Raw genomic sequence first — 17,035 nt, forward strand, 5'->3', positions numbered from 1 at the left:
ATGAATCTCTACGTTCGCCGCCGCCTCCTGAACTACTTCAACCTCACGATATCCGTGCTGGTCACGCTGTTCGGCCTGTTCTTCCTCGGCTGGTTGCTGTGGACCCTGTTCAGCGAGGGTGCGCGCTATCTGGACTGGCGCGTATTCACCGAGATCACTCCCGGGCCGGGCGACGCCAACGGCGGACTCGCCAACGCCATCGTCGGCACCCTGCTGCTGACCTTTTTCGGCGTCTTGTTCGGGACGCCGATCGGTATCCTGGCCGGAACCTATCTGTACGAGTTCGGGCGCCGTTACTGGATCACGCCGGCGGTTCGCTTCATCAACGACGTATTGCTCAGCGCGCCTTCGATCGTGCTCGGCGTGTTCGTCTACGAAATCCTGGTGATCAAGTTCGGCGGTTTCTCCGGCTGGGCCGGCGCCGTCGCATTGGCGCTCATCGTGATCCCCATCGTGGTGCGCACCACCGATAACATGCTGGCTCTGGTGCCCGATACGATGCGCGAGGCCGCCGTGGCCCTGGGTGCGCCGCGCTGGAAAGTGACCGTGTCCATCGTTTACCGTTCGGCCTCGACGGGGCTGGTCACGGGCGTGATTCTGGCGACGGCGCAGATCATCGGCGAAACGGCGCCATTGCTGTTCACCTCGCTGGGCAACCAGTTCTGGAATACGAACATGGACAAGCCCATGCCGGCGCTGCCGCTGGTGATCTTCAACTTCGCCATGAGTCCCTACGAGCGCTGGCAGCACTTGGCCTGGGCCGGTGCCTTGCTCATCACTCTGACCGTCCTCGTCATGAACATCCTTGCGCGCGCCTTCCTCCGCGGCAGCAAGGCCGACTGAATCTCCGGAGCACACCCATGAATCATGATTCCACCGAACAGCGACAGGCCTCGGCCGCTTTCAAGATCGAGACGCAGGCGTCGGGCAGCGTGCCGGCCCGCAATAGAGCTGCGGAAAGCAACGTCGCCGCGGTTGGTCACGTCGGTATTTCATCGGTGCCTAATCCCAAGGTCGTGGTCCAGGGGCTGAATTTCTATTACGGCAAGTTTCACGCCCTGCACAATATCGATCTGCAGATCCCGGAACGGCAGGTGACGGCCTTCATCGGCCCGTCCGGCTGCGGCAAGTCGACCTTGCTGCGTACCTTCAACCGGATCTACAACCTGTATCCCGATCAGCGCGCCAGCGGCGAAATTCTACTGGACGGGCGAAATATTCTGGCTTCCGGCGAGGACCTCAATCTGCTGCGCGCCAAGGTGGGTATGGTTTTCCAGAAACCCACGCCTTTCCCTATGTCTATCTACGACAATATCGCTTTCGGCGTGAAGCTCTACGAGCGGCTATCGCGCGCGGAGATGGACGATCGTGTCGAATGGGCGTTGCGCAAGGCAGCGATCTGGGACGAGGTCAAGGATAAGCTGCGCCAGAGCGGTACCCAGCTCTCCGGCGGTCAACAGCAGCGCCTGTGTATCGCGCGGGGCATCGCAGTCAAGCCCGAAGTGCTGCTGCTCGACGAACCGGCCTCGGCGCTTGACCCTATCTCGACGCTGAAGATCGAAGAACTCATCTACGAACTCAAGAACGACTATACGATCGCCATCGTGACGCACAACATGCAGCAGGCGGCGCGCGTTTCCGACTACACGGCGTTCATGTATCTGGGCAAGCTGGTCGAGTACAACGAAACCAACACGATCTTCACCAATCCGCAGAGCAAGGAAACCGAGGACTACATTACCGGCCGTTTCGGCTGATTTTTTGCCGCACAACGCCGGCGTGGGTCTTACAATGGCCGCCAGTACCGCATGTTGCCTATCGACGGCGTACGGTACTGGCGGCCATTCGCGTATGGGGGAACGATGAAAGTCGTGGTGCTCGGTGCGGGCGTTGTTGGTGTAACCAGTGCGTGGTATCTGCTACAGGCCGGCCATGAAGTGACCGTGCTCGAGCGTGAGGCGGGGCCGGCGCTGCAGACCAGTTTCGCCAACGGCGGTATGGTGTCGTGGGGTTATGCAACGCCGTGGGCCTCTCCGGGCCTTCTGCGCAAGGCCGTCCGCTGGCAGTTCGAGCGCGACGCTCCGCTGCTGCTGCACTGGCGCCGGGACCCTGCAATGTGGCGGTTCATGTTGAACATGCTCGCCAACGCGTCTGCCGGCCGCTATGAACTGAACAAGACGCGTCTGCTGCGCCTGAGTCGCTATAGCCATCAGACGCTGGTGGCCCTACGTGAAGATACCGGCCTGCGCTACGAGGAGGGGCAGGGCGGCACGCTCGAGCTGTTCCGTAGCGAAGCACAGATGAGCGGTCTCGAGCAGGAGCTGCGGTTGTTTGCCGAAAACGGCATTCCGGCGCAACGTCTCGATGCAGAGGCGTGCCTGGCGGTGGAGCCGGGGCTTGAACGCCGCCGGCATCTGCTCGCAGGTGGTCTGCGGTTTCCGGACGACGAGATCGGCAATTGCCAGCGTTTCACATCCGAACTTGCCAGCCTGGCCGGTCAGCGAGGTACCGATTTTCGCTACGGCGTGTCGGTATCCCGCGTGCGCGCCGAAGACGGGCGGGTAACCGGTCTGGATACGGATCAAGGGGTTGTTGCCGCGGATGCCTATGTGATTGCAGCCGGCAGTTACGCACCGGCTCTGTTGGCGCCGCTGGACATTCGCCTGCCGGTCTATCCGGTCAAGGGCTATTCACTGACTGCCCCGATCGTTGATCTCGAGGCGGCGCCGCGTTCGTCGCTGATGGACGAGGCCCGCAAGGTCGCCATTACGCGTCTGGGCAAGCGTTTGCGCGTGGCGGGTATCGCCGAGCTGGCCGGGTTCGATCTGTCGTTGGGGTCGCGCCGCTACGGTGTCATCGAGCGCATCGCACGGGATTGGTTCCCGGACGCTGCGGATTTTTCGCAGATCGAGTGGTGGTGCGGGCTGCGACCCATGACGCCGGATGGTCCGCCGGTTATCGGCGCCACGCCCTATGCCAATCTGTTCCTCAACAACGGTCATGGGACGTTGGGCTGGACGCTCAGCTGCGGTTCTGCGAAGGTGCTGGCGGACATCGTCTCCGGGCGTGAGCCGGAAATTTCCACGGATGGGCTGACGCTGGCGCGCTACGCGTGAACTGCAGCGACGGCCTCTGCGTGCTGTCGCGCGAGGACTTCAAATCCATCGATGCGAAAGCGTGGCCGGGTGTGAGAGCGCCCGGCGACGAGCCCTATGAAGCCAAGCCGCGCATCTTTGCGTTCCGCCGCCGGAGGAATTCCAAGGTCAGCAGCATGACCACGGACAGCAGGATGATCAGAGTGGCGATCGCAAGGATGGTGGGATCAATGTTGTAACGCAGGTTGTTCCACATCTGCAGAGGCAAGGTGCGCTGAACCGGCCCAGCGAGAAACATCACGATGACCACTTCGTCGAAAGAGGTCATGAATGCGAACAGTGCTCCGGAAATGATGCCGGGCAGCACCAAGGGCATGGTGATTCGGAAAAAGGTATAGCGGGGATTGGCGCCCAGGCTCTGTGCCGCGCGGACAAGCTGGTAGTCGAATCCGCTGAGCGTCGCCGTCACCGTTATGACGACGAACGGGATGCCGAGAATCGCATGGGCGATGATGATGCCTACGTAGGTGTTGACCAGATGCAGCGATGAGAAAAAGAAAAACGCGGCGGTGGCGGTAATGATCAGCGGTACGATCATCGGCAGGATGAGCAGGCTGGTGATTGCTTGCCGAAACGGCATGTGCGAGCGTGACAGCCCCAGGGCCGCCAGCGTTCCGAGCACAGTGGCGATGACCGTGGCGATCGGTGCGATGATGAAACTACTGCGTATGGCATGCATCCAGTTCGGATCGGAGAACAGGTGCTGGTACCAACGCAGTGAGTAACCCGAAGGATCCAGGGTCAGCATTTTGTGCGTAAAGACGAAATACGGCGTGGCGTTGAACGACAGCGGAATAATGACGAGCAATGGCAACAGCAGAAATGTCAGCACGATGATGCAATAGGTGCGGAAGCTGAAGTACCAAAGCCGCTGTAGCGGGCTGGCGTAAGGGGGCAGGTTCGTTTTCATCCGAGGCTGATCCTTCCGGTGCCGACGAGCCGGTTGTAAACGATATAGAATAGTAAGGCCGATACCGTCAGTATGGTTCCCAGGGCCGCAGCCAGCCCCCAGTTAAGAGACTGCTGGACGTTGTAGGCGATCATGTTGCTGATGAACTGACCGGACTGTCCGCCGACCAGTTCCGGAGTGATGTAGTAGCCAATTGAAAGAATGAATACCAGCAGACCTCCGGCACCGATTCCTGGCAGCGTGAGCGGTACATAGACTTTCCAGAATGCGAGTGCGGGGCGCGCGCCCAGCGAGATCGCGGCGCGCAGGTAGCTTGGCGAGATGCCGCGCATGACGCTATACAGCGGTAGGATCATGAAGGGCAACAGCACCTGCGTCATGGCGATAATGGTGCCGAGCTGGTTGTAGATGAGTTTGGGCCGGTGCTGATCACTTACGATGTGCGCCCAGACCAGAATATTGTTGATGACACCGTGATCCTGCAACAGTACGATCCAGGCCGTGGTGCGGACCAGCAGCGATGTCCAGAACGGCAACAGCACCGCGATCATCAATAGGTTCGAGGTGCGATCGGGCAGGGACGTCAGCCAAAAGGCCAGCGGATAACCCAGCAGCACGGTCAGCAAGGTGATCAGCGCACTCATCCAGAACGTACGGACGAACAGGGGCACGTAGATCTGACTGTACGAGGGTTCGCGTACGATGTTGCCCTGTTGGTTGTAGCGCAGGTCGAAGGCCGTCAGATAGAAGTCGGCCGTGACCGGGGAACTTTGACGTTTGAGCAAGCGCCAGGTCGCCTGATCGCCCCATTTCTTGTCGATTTTGATCAGGGCCGCTTTCCAGGGGCCGTGATCGATGCGCGCTATGCGCATGGTGGTCTTGTTGATCAGGGTAAAGCTACCGGGGGCTTCCTCGTTCAGTCGCTTGGCGATACGGCCAAAGGTGTGCTCCTTACGCGCCTGCTTCAGGTCCTTAGCGACGGCGGCATACGCAGCCTCCGGTGGAAGCTTGGGCGGGCTCCAATCCTTCAGCGCCTGCACGGTGCGAGGCATGTATTGCGGAATCACCGGGTTGGCGACGCTGAGCCAGAACATTTTGGCCAGCGGAAACAGGAAGAACACCAGTACGAAGAGCAACAACGGGGTCGTCAGCGAAAATGCTCCCAGTTTGCGTCGCCGTTCCGCGCGTCGCAGTGCCTTTTTCAGCGAGGCACCTTCTTCGGCGATGACAGTATCCGAGGTGGCAACAGCCATGTCCTGCATGCTCCCTGATGTTTTGCCGTCTATCTTATCGGGCCGTTAAAGAGAGCCCGCCCGGCAGCAATAGGCAAGGCGGGTCCGATTCTACGGCGCTCGGCACAGTCGCCCATGCCGAACGCCGTGAGGCCCATGGTCGGTTGGAGTCGAGTGCTTCTTAGGCCGCCAACCAGGCGCTGAATTGCTGCTGCAGCTGCGGACCGTAGTTCGACCAGAAGGCTGCGTTCTTCGGGATCGCGACACTGAGGTGTTCTGGCGTGGTCGGCATGAAGGGCATCATCTTCAGGCTGGGATCCTTGTAGTACGAGCCGATCAGCGGAATCGAGGACTTGCGTGCCGGCGCGTAGGCGATGTACTTCGCCTGATCGGCCAGACGCTGTGTGTCCGTGGAGAAGCGCAGGTACTTCTTGACCAGTTCCAGGCGATCTTTCGGCAGGCCCGCGGGGATGACCCAGCCGTCCCACTCATACAATGCGCCATCCCAGATGAAGTCAAGCGGCTGATGATTCGCGGCGATCGCGTTGAAAATGCGGCCGTTGTAGGCGCTGGCGATCACGGCCTGACCCTGGGCAAGCATCTGCGGAGGCTGCGCGCCTTCGGTCCACCAGATGGTATCGGACTTGATGGTATCGAGCTTCTTGAACGCCCGCTCGACGCCCTGCGGCGTGGCGAGCACTTCGTAGACCTTGTCGCGCGGCACGCCGTCGGCGTACAGGGCCCACTCCAGGTTGCCGGCTGGAATCTTCTGCAGCGCACGCCTGCCAGGGAAGTTTTCCAGGTCGAACACGTCCTTGATCGTTTGAGGTTGTTTGTTCTTGGGGAAGGCCGTCTTGTTGAAGGAGAACAGCGTGTCGTAGGCGATAGTCGGGACGAAGCCGCCCTTCTTGCCGTCGCCGCCAAGCGAGCCCTTGACGAAATCCTCGGTTGCAGGCGTGCCGTCGGGAGCTGGGGCAAGATCCTTGTCGTAATCTACTTCGTAGAGCAGGCCCTGCGAGTACAGTAGCTCGGCCGGAGCCTGCAGTGCGTCCACAATGTCCCAGGAGACATTGCCCGTCTGTTCCTGGGCGGTCAGCAGGGCGGGGCCGGTAGCGGACTTGTCGATGTTCTGGAAGGTCACGCCGGTTGCCTTGGTAAAGGGCTCCTCGTAGGCCTTCTTCTGGCTCATCGAATAGGCTCCGCCCCAGGAAACCGCATTGATCGTCTGAGTCGCGGCGAAGACTTCGCGGCTCCACAGCGTTCCCAGGGAAGAGAGCGATATCAGGCCTGCCGTTTTTGCCCCCAACGCCAGGAAATCCCGGCGAGTCACATCGCCAAGTGTCAGGATGCGGGATTCATCATCGTTATCATTACGCTTCATGCTCTTTTCTCCGTTGTAGTTCCTGCGCCTTATGCCGGATAGACGCATCGTGCTTGCAGGTTGAGATGGAGTGTCGCTGGAAGCGGTTTATGCATCCAACGCCCGGCAATCGTTGATGTGCCATCCGACCTTGATTTGCATGCCCGGTTTGAGGTTGCGCGTTGCCGTATGGGTATTGGGAATCTTGATCACGAAATCGTCATGACCGGCGATATTGATCCGTGTGCGGATGTGGTCGCCGAGGTAGATCAGTTCCATGACCTGAGCATCGAAGACATTGGGAAAATTGCCCGGTTCCGGCTCGACGACGACCCGCTCGGGGCGTAACGACAACGTCGTCTTGCTGCCGATGCCGTCGACATTGACCGGCAGCGCGCGCACGACGGCGCCGGTGTCGGTGCGTACTGTCACAGACTCGTCGCCATCGGTCTCGGTAATCGTGCCGCAGAGGCGGTTGTTCTCGCCGATGAATTGTGCGACGAACGCATTGGACGGCTGCTCATACAGCTCGTCCGGCGTGGCCAACTGTTGAATGACGCCTTCGCTGAACACCGCGATTCGATTCGACATCGTCAGCGCTTCGCTTTGATCGTGCGTTACATAGACGACGGTGACGCCAAGGTTTTCGTGGATATGTTTGATCTCGAACTGCATTTGCTCGCGCAACTGCTTGTCGAGAGCGCCCAAGGGTTCGTCCATCAGTACGAGTTTGGGTTCGAACACCAATGCCCTGGCGACGGCTACGCGTTGCTGCTGGCCGCCGGACAGTTGGGCTGGCCGACGATTGGAAAAGCCGTCGAGGCCCACCATGTCGAGGACTTTTTCAGCCTTGCTCTTGGCCTCTGTGCTGGAAATGCCGCGTACCTTCAGCGGAAACATCAGGTTTTCCGCCACGGTCATGTGCGGGAACAGCGCATAGTTCTGAAACACCATCCCGATGTCGCGCTTGTGCGGCGCGACGTGGTTTATCGGGGTACCGTCCAGATATATCTCACCATGTGTGGCGGTCTCGAAACCGGCGAGCATCATCAGGCAGGTGGTCTTGCCGGATCCGCTGGGGCCCAGCATGGTGAGGAATTCCCCGCGCTCGATGTCCAGGTTGAGATTCTTTACAACGAGTGTCTCACCGTCGTAGCTCTTGCGGATGTCGGCGAAACGTACGTAAGCATCTTGTTCTTGCTCAGCCATATGTTGGATGCGGCCCTGCTGGAGGTTTGATTTCGAATAGTGGGGTCATCACTGCAAAACGACCGTTATCTCTATATAGGTGACAATAGCGTAGACGCATTTTCAAGTAATGTTGAGGGCATATTTGATCAAGGTATTTTCTGTGGACTGTGTAAAGCAAATGTTAAGCCAGATTAAAAATTTATTTTAAAACAATTAGTTGTTTCTATTTTTGTTGCTCTCTCGCACTAAATTTGGTCATGTGCACTGATCTAGTACATGCGATGCCGGAACAGCCATCCGGCGAATGCGAGCGTACAGACGCCGATCAGGGCCATCGGCCAGAACTGGTTGAGCAGAAGTGAAAACGGGGTGCCCTCCAGGAACACTCCGCGCAACACGACCATGATATAGCGCAGCGGATTGAACAGCGTTATGTACTGTACGGCCTGCGGCATGTTGCCGATGGGCGTGGCAAAGCCGGACAGGATGACGGCGGGAACCAGGAACATGAAGCCGCCGAGCAGGGCCTGCTGCAGCGTGGCGGCGAGCGAGGAGATCATCAAGCCCACGCCGATCGCCGAAAGCAGGAACAGCAGAATGCCGAAATAAAGCGTCGCCAAATGTCCTCGCAGGGGCACATCGAACCACCATACCGCGGTACCGATCACGATCGTTGCCTCGAACAGGCCGATGATCAGGCCGGGCATCGATTTGCCGATGAGAATCTCCAGCGGCCGCAGGGGGGTGACCAGCAACTGGTCGAAGGTGCCTTGTTCGCGTTCGCGTGCCACGGATAGCGCCGTGGACATGATGACCACGACCAATAGCAGCACGCCGATGACTCCAGGCACGATGAACAGCCGGCTTTCCAGATTGGCGTTGAACCAGGCATGGGTGACCAGCGCCGCCGGCGGTTTTGCGAGGTGGTGGTCGCGTTGCCAGCTGTCGTTGAAGTTGTTCACGATGTTGCGGGCATAGTTGAGCGCAATCATCGCGGTGTTGGAGTTGCGCCCATCCAGCAGTACCTGCACCTGGGTGGGCAGGCCGTTGCGCAGGCGGCGGGAAAAATCTTGGGGGACGACTAATACCATGAGCGCGTTGCGGTTGTTGATCAGGCCGGTGATGTCGTGCTGGCTGTGCAGGCGCCTGACCAGTTCGAAGTTCGGCGAGCCGGTGAAATCCGAGATCAGTTGGCGTGCGGCGCTGCCGCCGTCCTGGTCGTATACGGCCAGGCGTACGTGATTCAGGTCGAAAGTTGCGGCGTAGCTGAAGATCAACAACTGGATCAGCGGCGGGACGATGATCAGGATCCGTTCGCGGGGGTCGCGCATCAGCGCGAGCAGTTCCTTGATGACCAGTGCGTGGATGCGGTGCCACATGGCTGTTCACTCCAGGCGCTTGTGCAGCATCAGTCGGCTGACGCCGAGGAAGAACACCGCCATCACCGCCAGCGCGAAGGCATTGGGCAGAATGACGCTCCAGACGTTGCCGGCCAGGAACAGAGTCTGCAGGATGGCGACGAAATAGCGGGCAGCAACGAGATAAGTCAGCCACTGCAGCCAGAATGGCATGCTGCCGATGTCGAAGATGAAGCCGGACAGCATGAAGGCCGGCAGGAAGGTGGCGATGATGGCCACCAGCGCCGCCAGGAACTGGTTGCGGGCGAGAATCGAGATCATCAGGCCCATGCCCAGGGCCACGAGCAGGAACAGCGCCGACATCAGGATCAGTACGAGCAGGCTGCCGCGCAACGGCACCTGGAACAGCCATAGGGCCATGACCAGCGAAAGCGCCATGCCGCCCATGCCGAGCACGAAGTAGGGGAGCAGCTTTCCCAGCAGAATCTCGCGCAGGGTGATGGGCGTGACCATCAGCGCTTCGAGCGTGCCGCGTTCCCATTCCCGCGCCATGACCAGAGCGGTGAGCAGGGCGCCGATCAGCGTCATGATGACGACCACCAGCCCGGGCACGAGATAGTCGCGGCTGCGCACCTCGCTGTTGAACCAGACCCGGGTGTCGGTTTCGACCGGCAGCGCGGAGGAGCGGCCTTCGAGTTCGAGTTGCTGTTGGATCCAGTTCTGCAGCGTTGCGCCTACGTAGCCCTGGATGATGCGCGCCTGGTTGGCGTCCACGCCGCTGACGATGAGTTGTACCGGAGCCGTGTCGCCGCTGAGCATCCTGGCGGCGAAGTCGCTCTGCACGTGAATGATGGCCTTGATGCGGCGCTGATCGAGGGCGGCCTTGGCGGCCTGCATATCGGGCATGCGCCGTGGGGTGAAGTACTGCGATCGGCGGAAGGCGCCGAGCAGGCTTTCGCTTTGTGGTCCGGGCTGATTGGCGACGAAACCGAGGGCGACGTGCTTGGCATCCAGCGAGACGCCGTAACCGAACAGCAGCAGCAGGATGACCGGCATCACGAAGGCAATCGCGAGGCTGGATGGGTCGCGCAGAATCTGCAGGAATTCCTTGCGCAGCAAGCCCTTCAGGCGCATGCCGCTGCTGTTGTGTAAGGCGGCGTCAGGGCGCATCCGGATGTTTCTCCGCGCTTTGCGTGAGCTTGATGAAGGCATCTTCCATGCTGGGCCGCAGGTGTTTTCTGATGTGGCTGTGCGCTCTGACTTCCTGCGGCGTGCCGGTGGTCAGAATCCGCCCCTGCGCCATGATCACGAGGTGGTCGCAATACTCGGCCTCTTCCATGAAATGGGTGGTGACCATGATGGTCACCCCGCTGGCAGCCAAGGCGTTGATCCGCGTCCAGAAAGCACGGCGTTCCAGCGGATCGATGCCGGAGGTGGGCTCGTCGAGAAAGAGGATGTCCGGCTCGTGCATCAGCGCGCAGGCCATGGCCAGGCGTTGTTTGTAGCCCAGCGGCAGTTCGTTCGCCGATGAACTGCCCAGACTGGAGAGGCGGAAGTCCTGCAGCGCCCAGTCGATCCGCTCGCGCTGGCGTGCGCCGCGCAGGCCGTAGCTGCGAGAGAAGAAGTGCAGGTTCTGCATTACGCTGAGATGGCCGTACAGCGAGAATTTCTGCGCCATATAGCCGATGCGTGCACGAGCGGCGGAAGCCGCTTTGCGCAGGTCAACGCCAGCCACGGAAAGCGCGCCGTCGCTGGGTGGAAGTAGGCCGCAGAGCATGCGAAAGGTGGTCGACTTGCCCGCGCCGTTGGCGCCGAGCAGGCCGAATATCTCGCCGCGGTGGACTTCGAAATCGACGCCGCGCACCGCGTAGAAGTCGCCGAAACGGCGGGTGAGGCCGTGGGCGGATATGACCGTCGCATGGCTGTGCCGGCCGCTGTCTTTTGGTGGCGGGCGGTGTTTCGTGCCCGATTTCACGGAGTGGCTGAGACGCTCGACGAAGGCGTCCTCGAAACTGGGACGCAGTGGCTGCCAGGTCGTTCCGGCCAGGGCGGGCGGAGCGCTGGCCGTGTCCAGGATGGTGCGCACGCCGTCGCGGTCGATGATCGCGTCGAGCACCTCGGGGCGCTCCTGCAACTCGGTGAGCAGCCGGCGGCGGGAGTCGCTGGGGCGTTCGGCGTACCACACACGCGCTTCCAGCCCCTCCGTGAAGTGCTCCGGCGCGCCCTGACCTAGCAGGCGGCCTTCGTGCAGCAGAACGACCTCCGTGCAGCGCTCGGCTTCATCGAGGTAGGCGGTTGCCAGCAGTACGCTCATGTCCTGCTCGCCGACGAGGCGTTCGATGATCTGCCAGAGTTCCCGGCGCGACACCGGGTCGACGCCGACGGTAGGTTCGTCGAGCAGCAGCAGGCGGGGAGGCTGGACGAGCGTACAGGCGAGACCGAGCTTTTGCTTCATGCCGCCGGAGAGACGTCCGGCGAGGCGCGCCGTGAAGGGCGCCAGGCCCGTCATGTGCAGCAATTCGTCGTAGCGGGCGGGGCGCACACTTGCCGGCACGCTGTGCAGATCGGCGTAGAGATCGAGGTTTTCGCGCACGCTGAGGTCTTCGTACAGCCCGAAGCGCTGGGGCATGTAGCCGATCTGTCCCTGAACCTTCAGCGGATCGGCAACGGCGTCTATGCCGAGCACCTTGACCTCGCCGCGGTCCGGGCGCAGCAGCCCCGAGATGATGCGCATCAGCGTGGTCTTGCCGGCACCGTCCGGGCCGATCAGGCCGGTGATGTTGCCGCTGCGGGCTATGAGGCTGGCGCCCTGCAGCGCGTGCGTTTCGCGGTGTTTGTCCCGAAACGTCTTGTGTACGCCATTGACCCGCAGCGCGGCGCGAGGGGCGGGTCTCAGGTCCCGGGCTGAGCGCATGGCGTTTTGCCATTCTCGAGGGGCTTGGCGTTCAGCGCGATATGAACGGTCACCGGCATCCCCAGGCGCAGGCGGTCCTGTGCATTGCAGACGAAGACGTGGACCTGATAGACCAGTTGGCTGCGTACGCGCGTGGTTTCGACCGATTTGGGGGTGAATTCAGCGGTTGGTGAGATGTAGCCGATCCAGCCCTTGAAGGAATGTCCCGGGAAACTGTCGCTGTTGACGCTGGCAGGGAGGCCGAGGCGGATATGTCCGAGATCGGCTTCGTCCACGTAGGCGCGTACCCACAGCGGTGAGGTGAGCGCCAGTGTATAGACGGCGGCCGACGGCGAGGCCATGTCGCCGGGTTCCATGATGCGGTTGCGGATCACGCCGCTGCTGGGCGCGTAGAGTGCGGTGTCGTCGAGCGCGATCTGAGCGAGGTCGCGCGCTGCCTGCTCTACTGCGACGCTTGCCCGTGCCTGGGCGATGTCCTCCAGGCGGGGGCCGGCGATCGCTAGATTGAGGGCCTGCTGGTCGGCTTTCAGGTGTCCGGTGGCCGCTTGCATGGCGGCGCGCGCTTCGTCGAGATTTTGTTGTGTACCAGCCTTTTGCCTCACCAGCCTGACGAGACGCTGGTAGGTGAGGCGCTTGGCTTCCAGTTCCGCCTTGTCCGCATCGACGACTGCGCGCAGGCGCGCGATGTCCTGGGGGCGAGAGCCGGAAAGCAGGCGGTCAAGCGCGGCCTTGCTGGCATTGAGCGAGGCCTGGGCGCGCTTTAGATCCGCCACGTAGCGGCGCTTGTCGAGAGAGGCCAGCAATTGGCCTTTCTCTACCGTGTCTCCGGCTTGAGCAGGCATCCCGGTGATGCGGCCGGGTTCGTTGAAGGCGAGCTGTACTTCGCGCAGGTCGATGTTGCCGTACAGGGTCAGCGTGTCGCCCGGCGTTTGCGTGCCGCTGTCGAACCAATGGGTTCCGGCGCCCCGTAGGCCGGCTGCGATCAGAAACACGCTGATGCCGAGCAGCAGTACGGAGATGACGATGATGAGGCTCTTGCGCGGACGTGATGGCATCGCTGGGGCTCCCCCTGACGTTCAAGTGCCGTTATGGGTTGCGTTCGGGATATCCGGAAGGCCGCGGACAAAGTCGTCCGGCGGAGAATCCGCCAATAACCCATGCAGTAGATGTGGAGTAAAGCATTTTTTGCCGAGGCGGATATGTCGGCCTTGGCGACGATTGTGTGTTGTACCCGGGGCTATTCGCATGGCTCTGTCCGGGGCGGTTCGTGGAGCCCTGTCGCGATATTGCTGTTGCGAAGCAGGCTGGCGACGTACTCGATCTGCGGGGGCTCAATCTGCTGTTGTCCCAGACGGCGCAGGAGAGTCGTGCGGGCGGCGATGAATCCTAGTGCCTGGCCGAGGAGCATATGGGCGTGCAGAATCGCTTCGGGGGAGTCTACGTCGAGTTTGTCCAGGCGGGCGACCAGGGCGGTCATGGTGCAGTGCAGCGGCGCCATGGTCTGCCGGTAGAGCAGGTCGAACGCCTTGGTCGGCTGCTGTTGTTCGCGCAGGATGATGGCCGCGGACGCGTGCGGTTCGGGCTGGGTGAGAATGACGCGGGCGAAGTCGGAGAGGATTCCGCGCAGCGCGAGTTCGATGGCATCGTCGGAAGACTGTGCCGCCTCGTCGAGCAAGGGGGCCGCCTGGGCCGTGAGTGTGCTGATCTCGCCCCCGAGCCGTTCGGCGATCCGCTGCGCGACGGCCAGATACAAACCTTCCTTGCCGCCGAAATAGTAGGGAATCGCGGCCTGGTTCACGCCTGCGGCGTCTGCCAGCATACGTGTGCGCACGCTGTCGTAGGCGCTGTGGGCGAAGATCTCGACAGCGGTTTCAAGTAGCCGCTGGCGGGTCAGGTCGCCGCGTGCACTGTCGCTATCCTGAGCGGTGGGCTGCGCCATGGATTGCAGATATTCATTCAAATGAATTAAGCGAAATCATGATCCGGCACGGAATGGATGTCAAGCCGGGGCGGCCGGCGCCTTGCAGCGCGGTTCAGTGGAACAGGGATGCGACTCCGGGCGTTACTGCCTCACGTGGATTACCAGGATGTTCGGCGTCGGTAATCGCGTACCCACTCCTCGAGCGCGTCGACCTTGAGCGGTGGGGTGAAATGGTATCCCTGGATGAGGTTGGCGGCGCGCGAACGCAGGAATTCGAGCTGAGCTTCTGTTTCGACACCCTCGGCGACGACTTCCATGTCCAGGCTGTGGGCCATTTGGATGATGGCCGTGGTGATGGCTGCGGCATCGCTCTGCCGCGGGGCGGCCTGGATGAAGGAGCGATCGATCTTGATGGTGTTGGGGCGCAGCTGGGTCAGGCGCGAAAGCGAGGAGTAGCCGGTGCCGAAATCGTCGATGGCGAGCCGCAGTCCGAGCTGGTCCAGATAGTCGAAGATGCCGGACGCCGAGTCGTGCTCCATGAATACCGTTTCGGTTACCTCGAGTTCGAGCAATTCCGGGCGCAGCTGATAACGCAGCAACAGGTCGTCTATCTGGCGTGCGAAGCCGCGTTGTTCGAGCTGGCGGCCCGAGACGTTGACGGCAACGCGCAGCGGGCCTATATCGCTCTTGCTCCAGGCTACTGCCTGCCGGCAGGCCTGTTCCAGAACCCAGCGGCCGATTTGCACGATCAGCCCTCGTTCCTCGGCCAGCGGGATGAACTCGTCGGGACCGATGGCCTCTTCCCCCTGGCGTTCCCAGCGCAACAGTGCCTCCACCGCTGCGATGTCGCCGCTGCCGATATCGATCAGCGGCTGGTAGCGCAGATGAAACTCGTCGCGTTCCAGGGCATTGCGCAGCAGATTTTCCAGGCTGAGCTGGCGCCGCGTGCGCATGGTCAGGTCGCGCGTGTAGTACTGGTAGGTATTGCGGCCGCTGGCCTTGGCGCGATACATGGCGGTGTCCGCGTTTTGGATCAGCTCATGCGGATTCTGGCCGTGGCTGGGGGCGACGGCGATGCCGATGCTGGCCGAAAGGTTGAGGGCCTGGTCGTCCAGCTCGAGGTCCTTGGCAACGGCCTTGAGCAGCTGCCGTGCGATGATGCTGGCCTGTTCGGGTTGGCGCAGATTCTCGACCAGCACCACGAATTCGTCGCCGCCGAAGCGGGCCAGGGTGTCTTCCTCGCGAATGACGTGGCACAGGCGCTCGGCGACCTTTAGCAACAGACGGTCGCCGGAGCTGTGGCCCAGGCTGTCGTTGATGCGCTTGAAACCGTCAAGATCCAGAAACAGGATGGCAATGAGGTTGCCGTGGCGTTTGGCTCTTTGAAGCGCCTGCTCCAGACGGGTTTCCAGGAGCGTCCGATTGGGCAGATCGGTCAGCGCGTCGTGATGGGCGAGATGCTCCAAGCGGGCCTCGGTCTCCTTCAGCGTGGCGATGTCGGTGTAGGTGCCGACGTAGCGTGCCGGAGCGTTTGCGGTAGGCGGAATCTGCACGATGCGCAGCCAAAACGGTTTGATGCTGCCGTCCTTGCAGCGGTTCCATATCTCGCCCTGCCAGAACCCCTGGGATTCGATCGCTTTCCAGATGTTGTCGTAATAGGCTCGGTCATGCTGACCCGAGTGGAATACGGAGGGTAGCTGTCCGGTCAGGTCCTGTTCGACGTAGCCGGTGAGTTCGGTCAATGCCGGGTTCACGGCAATGATGCGGAAGTTCTCGTCGGTGACGAGTTGGCCTTCGCGAGAGGCTTCGAACAGGGTCGTCGTCTGGCGCAGCTTGTCCTCGGTCAACTGTTGCGCACGACGTTGCTCGAGGCGCGAAAGTCCGTACGCGAGTCCTTCAGCAACGTACCCGAGAGTGTCGTATTCGGTGTCCTTGAAGGCGAGCGCCTGATGCGAATAGACGCACATGACGCCTCGGACCTGATCGTCGATCGAGACCGGGAAGGCAGAGATGGACTGGTAGCCATAGGCTTGTGCCAGCGCAAGGTGTGCGGAGGGCGCGTTGCTGTGGTCGCCCTGGTGGAATACGGCCGGTCGGCCGGTATTCAACGCCAGACCGATAGGGAATTCGAACAGAGCTTGCTCGCCCCCTTGCGCTAACAGTTCGTCCAGATAGCCGGTCGGATCGGCAGCCGAATCCATGTGTTCGATCCGGGCGTCGGAGACGCTGGCGACCCAGGCTAGAGGGTAGCCGCCGGATTTGACCAGGACGCGGCAGACGGCGCGGATCAGCGTGTGCGTGTCCGGTTCGGTCAGGAGCTTGACGATGGCCTCGTGCAAGGTGTGCAGGGAACGCAATGTTTGCCGATGAACCTCGCGTTCGTGAGGCTGCGACACGTGGACAAGCGCCGCCATGTGCGGCGTCGCGCCGGCACACTGCAGGGGGATGAAACGCAATTGGTACTGTTGGCCCGCGTGTTGCAAATGCGAGGGACCCGGCAGGGATTGTCGACGCGCCCTGGCGAGCCTGATGGTGCGCTCGATCTGACGCTGCATGCGTTCGTTCAGCGGCAGCGCTTTCTGCAGCGTGGCGCCCTGCAGCTTGTCGCCGAACATTTCGGCCAGTGCGGCGTTGTGACTGCAGATGCGTCCTGCATCGTCGAGCAGGGCGATGCCGACAATTGCAGGAAGGTCGCCTGGTGAGTGGGCAGTCATCGAACCATCGCGCGTCAGTCGTGTTCTTGTTGATCATTATGGGTGGGTGGAGGCTCTGTGGCGAGAGCACCGACATTGGGTGGCGGTCTTCGCCTCGGTTCGGCCAGTCTCGGTCCCGTCGGAAGCAATCCTAGCAGGAAGCTGCATACCTCAGGCTACCATCTCGCTCCGCATTCGGCCATCCGGTCGTCGGCGCCGCATCGCGCAGCCGGTGGCCGGGAGGTCGCTGCATGCAGCTGGAATACTCGGTTGCGTTCCTGTTCTTGCCGGTGACTCGGGC

Annotated in this window: 13 protein-coding genes; 3 read left to right on the forward strand and 10 right to left on the reverse strand. The window is 61.5% G+C overall.

The genetic code is table 11. The features are described 5' to 3' along the window. From pstA to P8014_RS00300, 3 genes are all read left to right on the forward strand, one after another. Entirely contained in the window at positions 1 to 843 is an 843-nt protein-coding gene (gene pstA, locus P8014_RS00290; RefSeq protein ID WP_337815300.1) for a phosphate ABC transporter permease PstA, read from the forward strand. Between the two features lie 17 nt (positions 844 to 860). After that, on the forward strand, positions 861 to 1,757 hold the full coding sequence (pstB, locus tag P8014_RS00295; RefSeq protein WP_337815301.1) for a phosphate ABC transporter ATP-binding protein PstB: 897 nt from the start codon (positions 861 to 863) through the stop codon (positions 1,755 to 1,757). Positions 1,758 to 1,862: 105 nt separating this feature from the next. Then, a complete protein-coding gene (locus P8014_RS00300; protein WP_337815302.1) occupies positions 1,863 to 3,116 on the forward strand; it encodes a D-amino acid dehydrogenase in 1,254 nt (417 codons plus the stop codon). Positions 3,117 to 3,210: 94 nt separating this feature from the next. On the opposite strand, the gene P8014_RS00305 is transcribed toward P8014_RS00300, so the two are convergent. The 10 genes from P8014_RS00305 to P8014_RS00350 all read right to left on the reverse strand — a co-directional run bounded on the left by P8014_RS00305 (position 3,211) and on the right by P8014_RS00350 (position 16,755). Further along, entirely contained in the window at positions 3,211 to 4,065 is an 855-nt protein-coding gene (locus P8014_RS00305) for an ABC transporter permease (RefSeq protein ID WP_337815303.1), read from the reverse strand. Next, a complete protein-coding gene (locus P8014_RS00310; protein ID WP_337815304.1) occupies positions 4,062 to 5,318 on the reverse strand; it encodes an ABC transporter permease in 1,257 nt (418 codons plus the stop codon). Before P8014_RS00310 ends, P8014_RS00305 begins: the two co-directional genes overlap by 4 nt. Before the next feature lie 160 nt (positions 5,319 to 5,478). Further along, positions 5,479 to 6,678, reverse strand: coding sequence for an extracellular solute-binding protein (locus P8014_RS00315; protein ID WP_337815305.1), 1,200 nt, complete (start codon positions 6,676 to 6,678; stop codon positions 5,479 to 5,481). Between the two features lie 87 nt (positions 6,679 to 6,765). After that, positions 6,766 to 7,866, reverse strand: coding sequence for an ABC transporter ATP-binding protein (locus P8014_RS00320; RefSeq protein ID WP_337815306.1), 1,101 nt, complete (start codon positions 7,864 to 7,866; stop codon positions 6,766 to 6,768). Between the two features lie 251 nt (positions 7,867 to 8,117). Continuing rightward, positions 8,118 to 9,227 (reverse strand): ABC transporter permease, encoded by a 1,110-nt coding sequence (locus P8014_RS00325; RefSeq protein WP_337815307.1) that lies wholly within the window; start codon positions 9,225 to 9,227, stop codon positions 8,118 to 8,120. Positions 9,228 to 9,233: 6 nt separating this feature from the next. Further along, on the reverse strand, positions 9,234 to 10,376 hold the full coding sequence (locus P8014_RS00330) for an ABC transporter permease (protein ID WP_337815308.1): 1,143 nt from the start codon (positions 10,374 to 10,376) through the stop codon (positions 9,234 to 9,236). Continuing rightward, complete coding sequence (locus tag P8014_RS00335) at positions 10,366 to 12,120, reverse strand: ATP-binding cassette domain-containing protein (RefSeq protein WP_337815309.1); 1,755 nt, start codon at positions 12,118 to 12,120, stop codon at positions 10,366 to 10,368. The genes P8014_RS00330 and P8014_RS00335 overlap by 11 nt, the downstream gene beginning before the upstream one ends. Continuing rightward, a complete protein-coding gene (locus P8014_RS00340) occupies positions 12,099 to 13,175 on the reverse strand; it encodes an efflux RND transporter periplasmic adaptor subunit (protein WP_337815310.1) in 1,077 nt (358 codons plus the stop codon). Before P8014_RS00340 ends, P8014_RS00335 begins: the two co-directional genes overlap by 22 nt. Positions 13,176 to 13,357: 182 nt before the next feature. After that, complete coding sequence (locus P8014_RS00345; protein WP_337815311.1) at positions 13,358 to 14,059, reverse strand: CerR family C-terminal domain-containing protein; 702 nt, start codon at positions 14,057 to 14,059, stop codon at positions 13,358 to 13,360. 140 nt (positions 14,060 to 14,199) lie between these two features. After that, on the reverse strand, positions 14,200 to 16,755 hold the full coding sequence (locus P8014_RS00350; protein WP_337815312.1) for an EAL domain-containing protein: 2,556 nt from the start codon (positions 16,753 to 16,755) through the stop codon (positions 14,200 to 14,202). Positions 16,756 to 17,035: the final 280 nt, after the last annotated feature.

Origin of the sequence: Acidihalobacter sp., from assembly GCF_037381185.1 — a bacterium.
Taxonomy (GTDB): Bacteria; Pseudomonadota; Gammaproteobacteria; order DSM-5130; family Acidihalobacteraceae; genus Acidihalobacter_A.

Bases quoted from the DNA above. Each gene is read 5' to 3' on its own strand.
- pstA (WP_337815300.1), top strand. From the start codon at position 1: ATGAATCTCTACGTTCGCCGCCGCCTCCTGAACTACTTCAACCTCACG.
- pstB (WP_337815301.1), top strand. From the start codon at position 861: ATGAATCATGATTCCACCGAACAGCGACAGGCCTCGGCCGCTTTCAAG.
- P8014_RS00300 (WP_337815302.1), top strand. From the start codon at position 1,863: ATGAAAGTCGTGGTGCTCGGTGCGGGCGTTGTTGGTGTAACCAGTGCG.
- P8014_RS00305 (WP_337815303.1), bottom strand. From the start codon at position 4,065: ATGAAAACGAACCTGCCCCCTTACGCCAGCCCGCTACAGCGGCTTTGG.
- P8014_RS00310 (WP_337815304.1), bottom strand. From the start codon at position 5,318: ATGGCTGTTGCCACCTCGGATACTGTCATCGCCGAAGAAGGTGCCTCG.
- P8014_RS00315 (WP_337815305.1), bottom strand. From the start codon at position 6,678: ATGAAGCGTAATGATAACGATGATGAATCCCGCATCCTGACACTTGGC.
- P8014_RS00320 (WP_337815306.1), bottom strand. From the start codon at position 7,866: ATGGCTGAGCAAGAACAAGATGCTTACGTACGTTTCGCCGACATCCGC.
- P8014_RS00325 (WP_337815307.1), bottom strand. From the start codon at position 9,227: ATGTGGCACCGCATCCACGCACTGGTCATCAAGGAACTGCTCGCGCTG.
- P8014_RS00330 (WP_337815308.1), bottom strand. From the start codon at position 10,376: ATGCGCCCTGACGCCGCCTTACACAACAGCAGCGGCATGCGCCTGAAG.
- P8014_RS00335 (WP_337815309.1), bottom strand. From the start codon at position 12,120: ATGCGCTCAGCCCGGGACCTGAGACCCGCCCCTCGCGCCGCGCTGCGG.
- P8014_RS00340 (WP_337815310.1), bottom strand. From the start codon at position 13,175: ATGCCATCACGTCCGCGCAAGAGCCTCATCATCGTCATCTCCGTACTG.
- P8014_RS00345 (WP_337815311.1), bottom strand. From the start codon at position 14,059: ATGGCGCAGCCCACCGCTCAGGATAGCGACAGTGCACGCGGCGACCTG.
- P8014_RS00350 (WP_337815312.1), bottom strand. From the start codon at position 16,755: ATGACTGCCCACTCACCAGGCGACCTTCCTGCAATTGTCGGCATCGCC.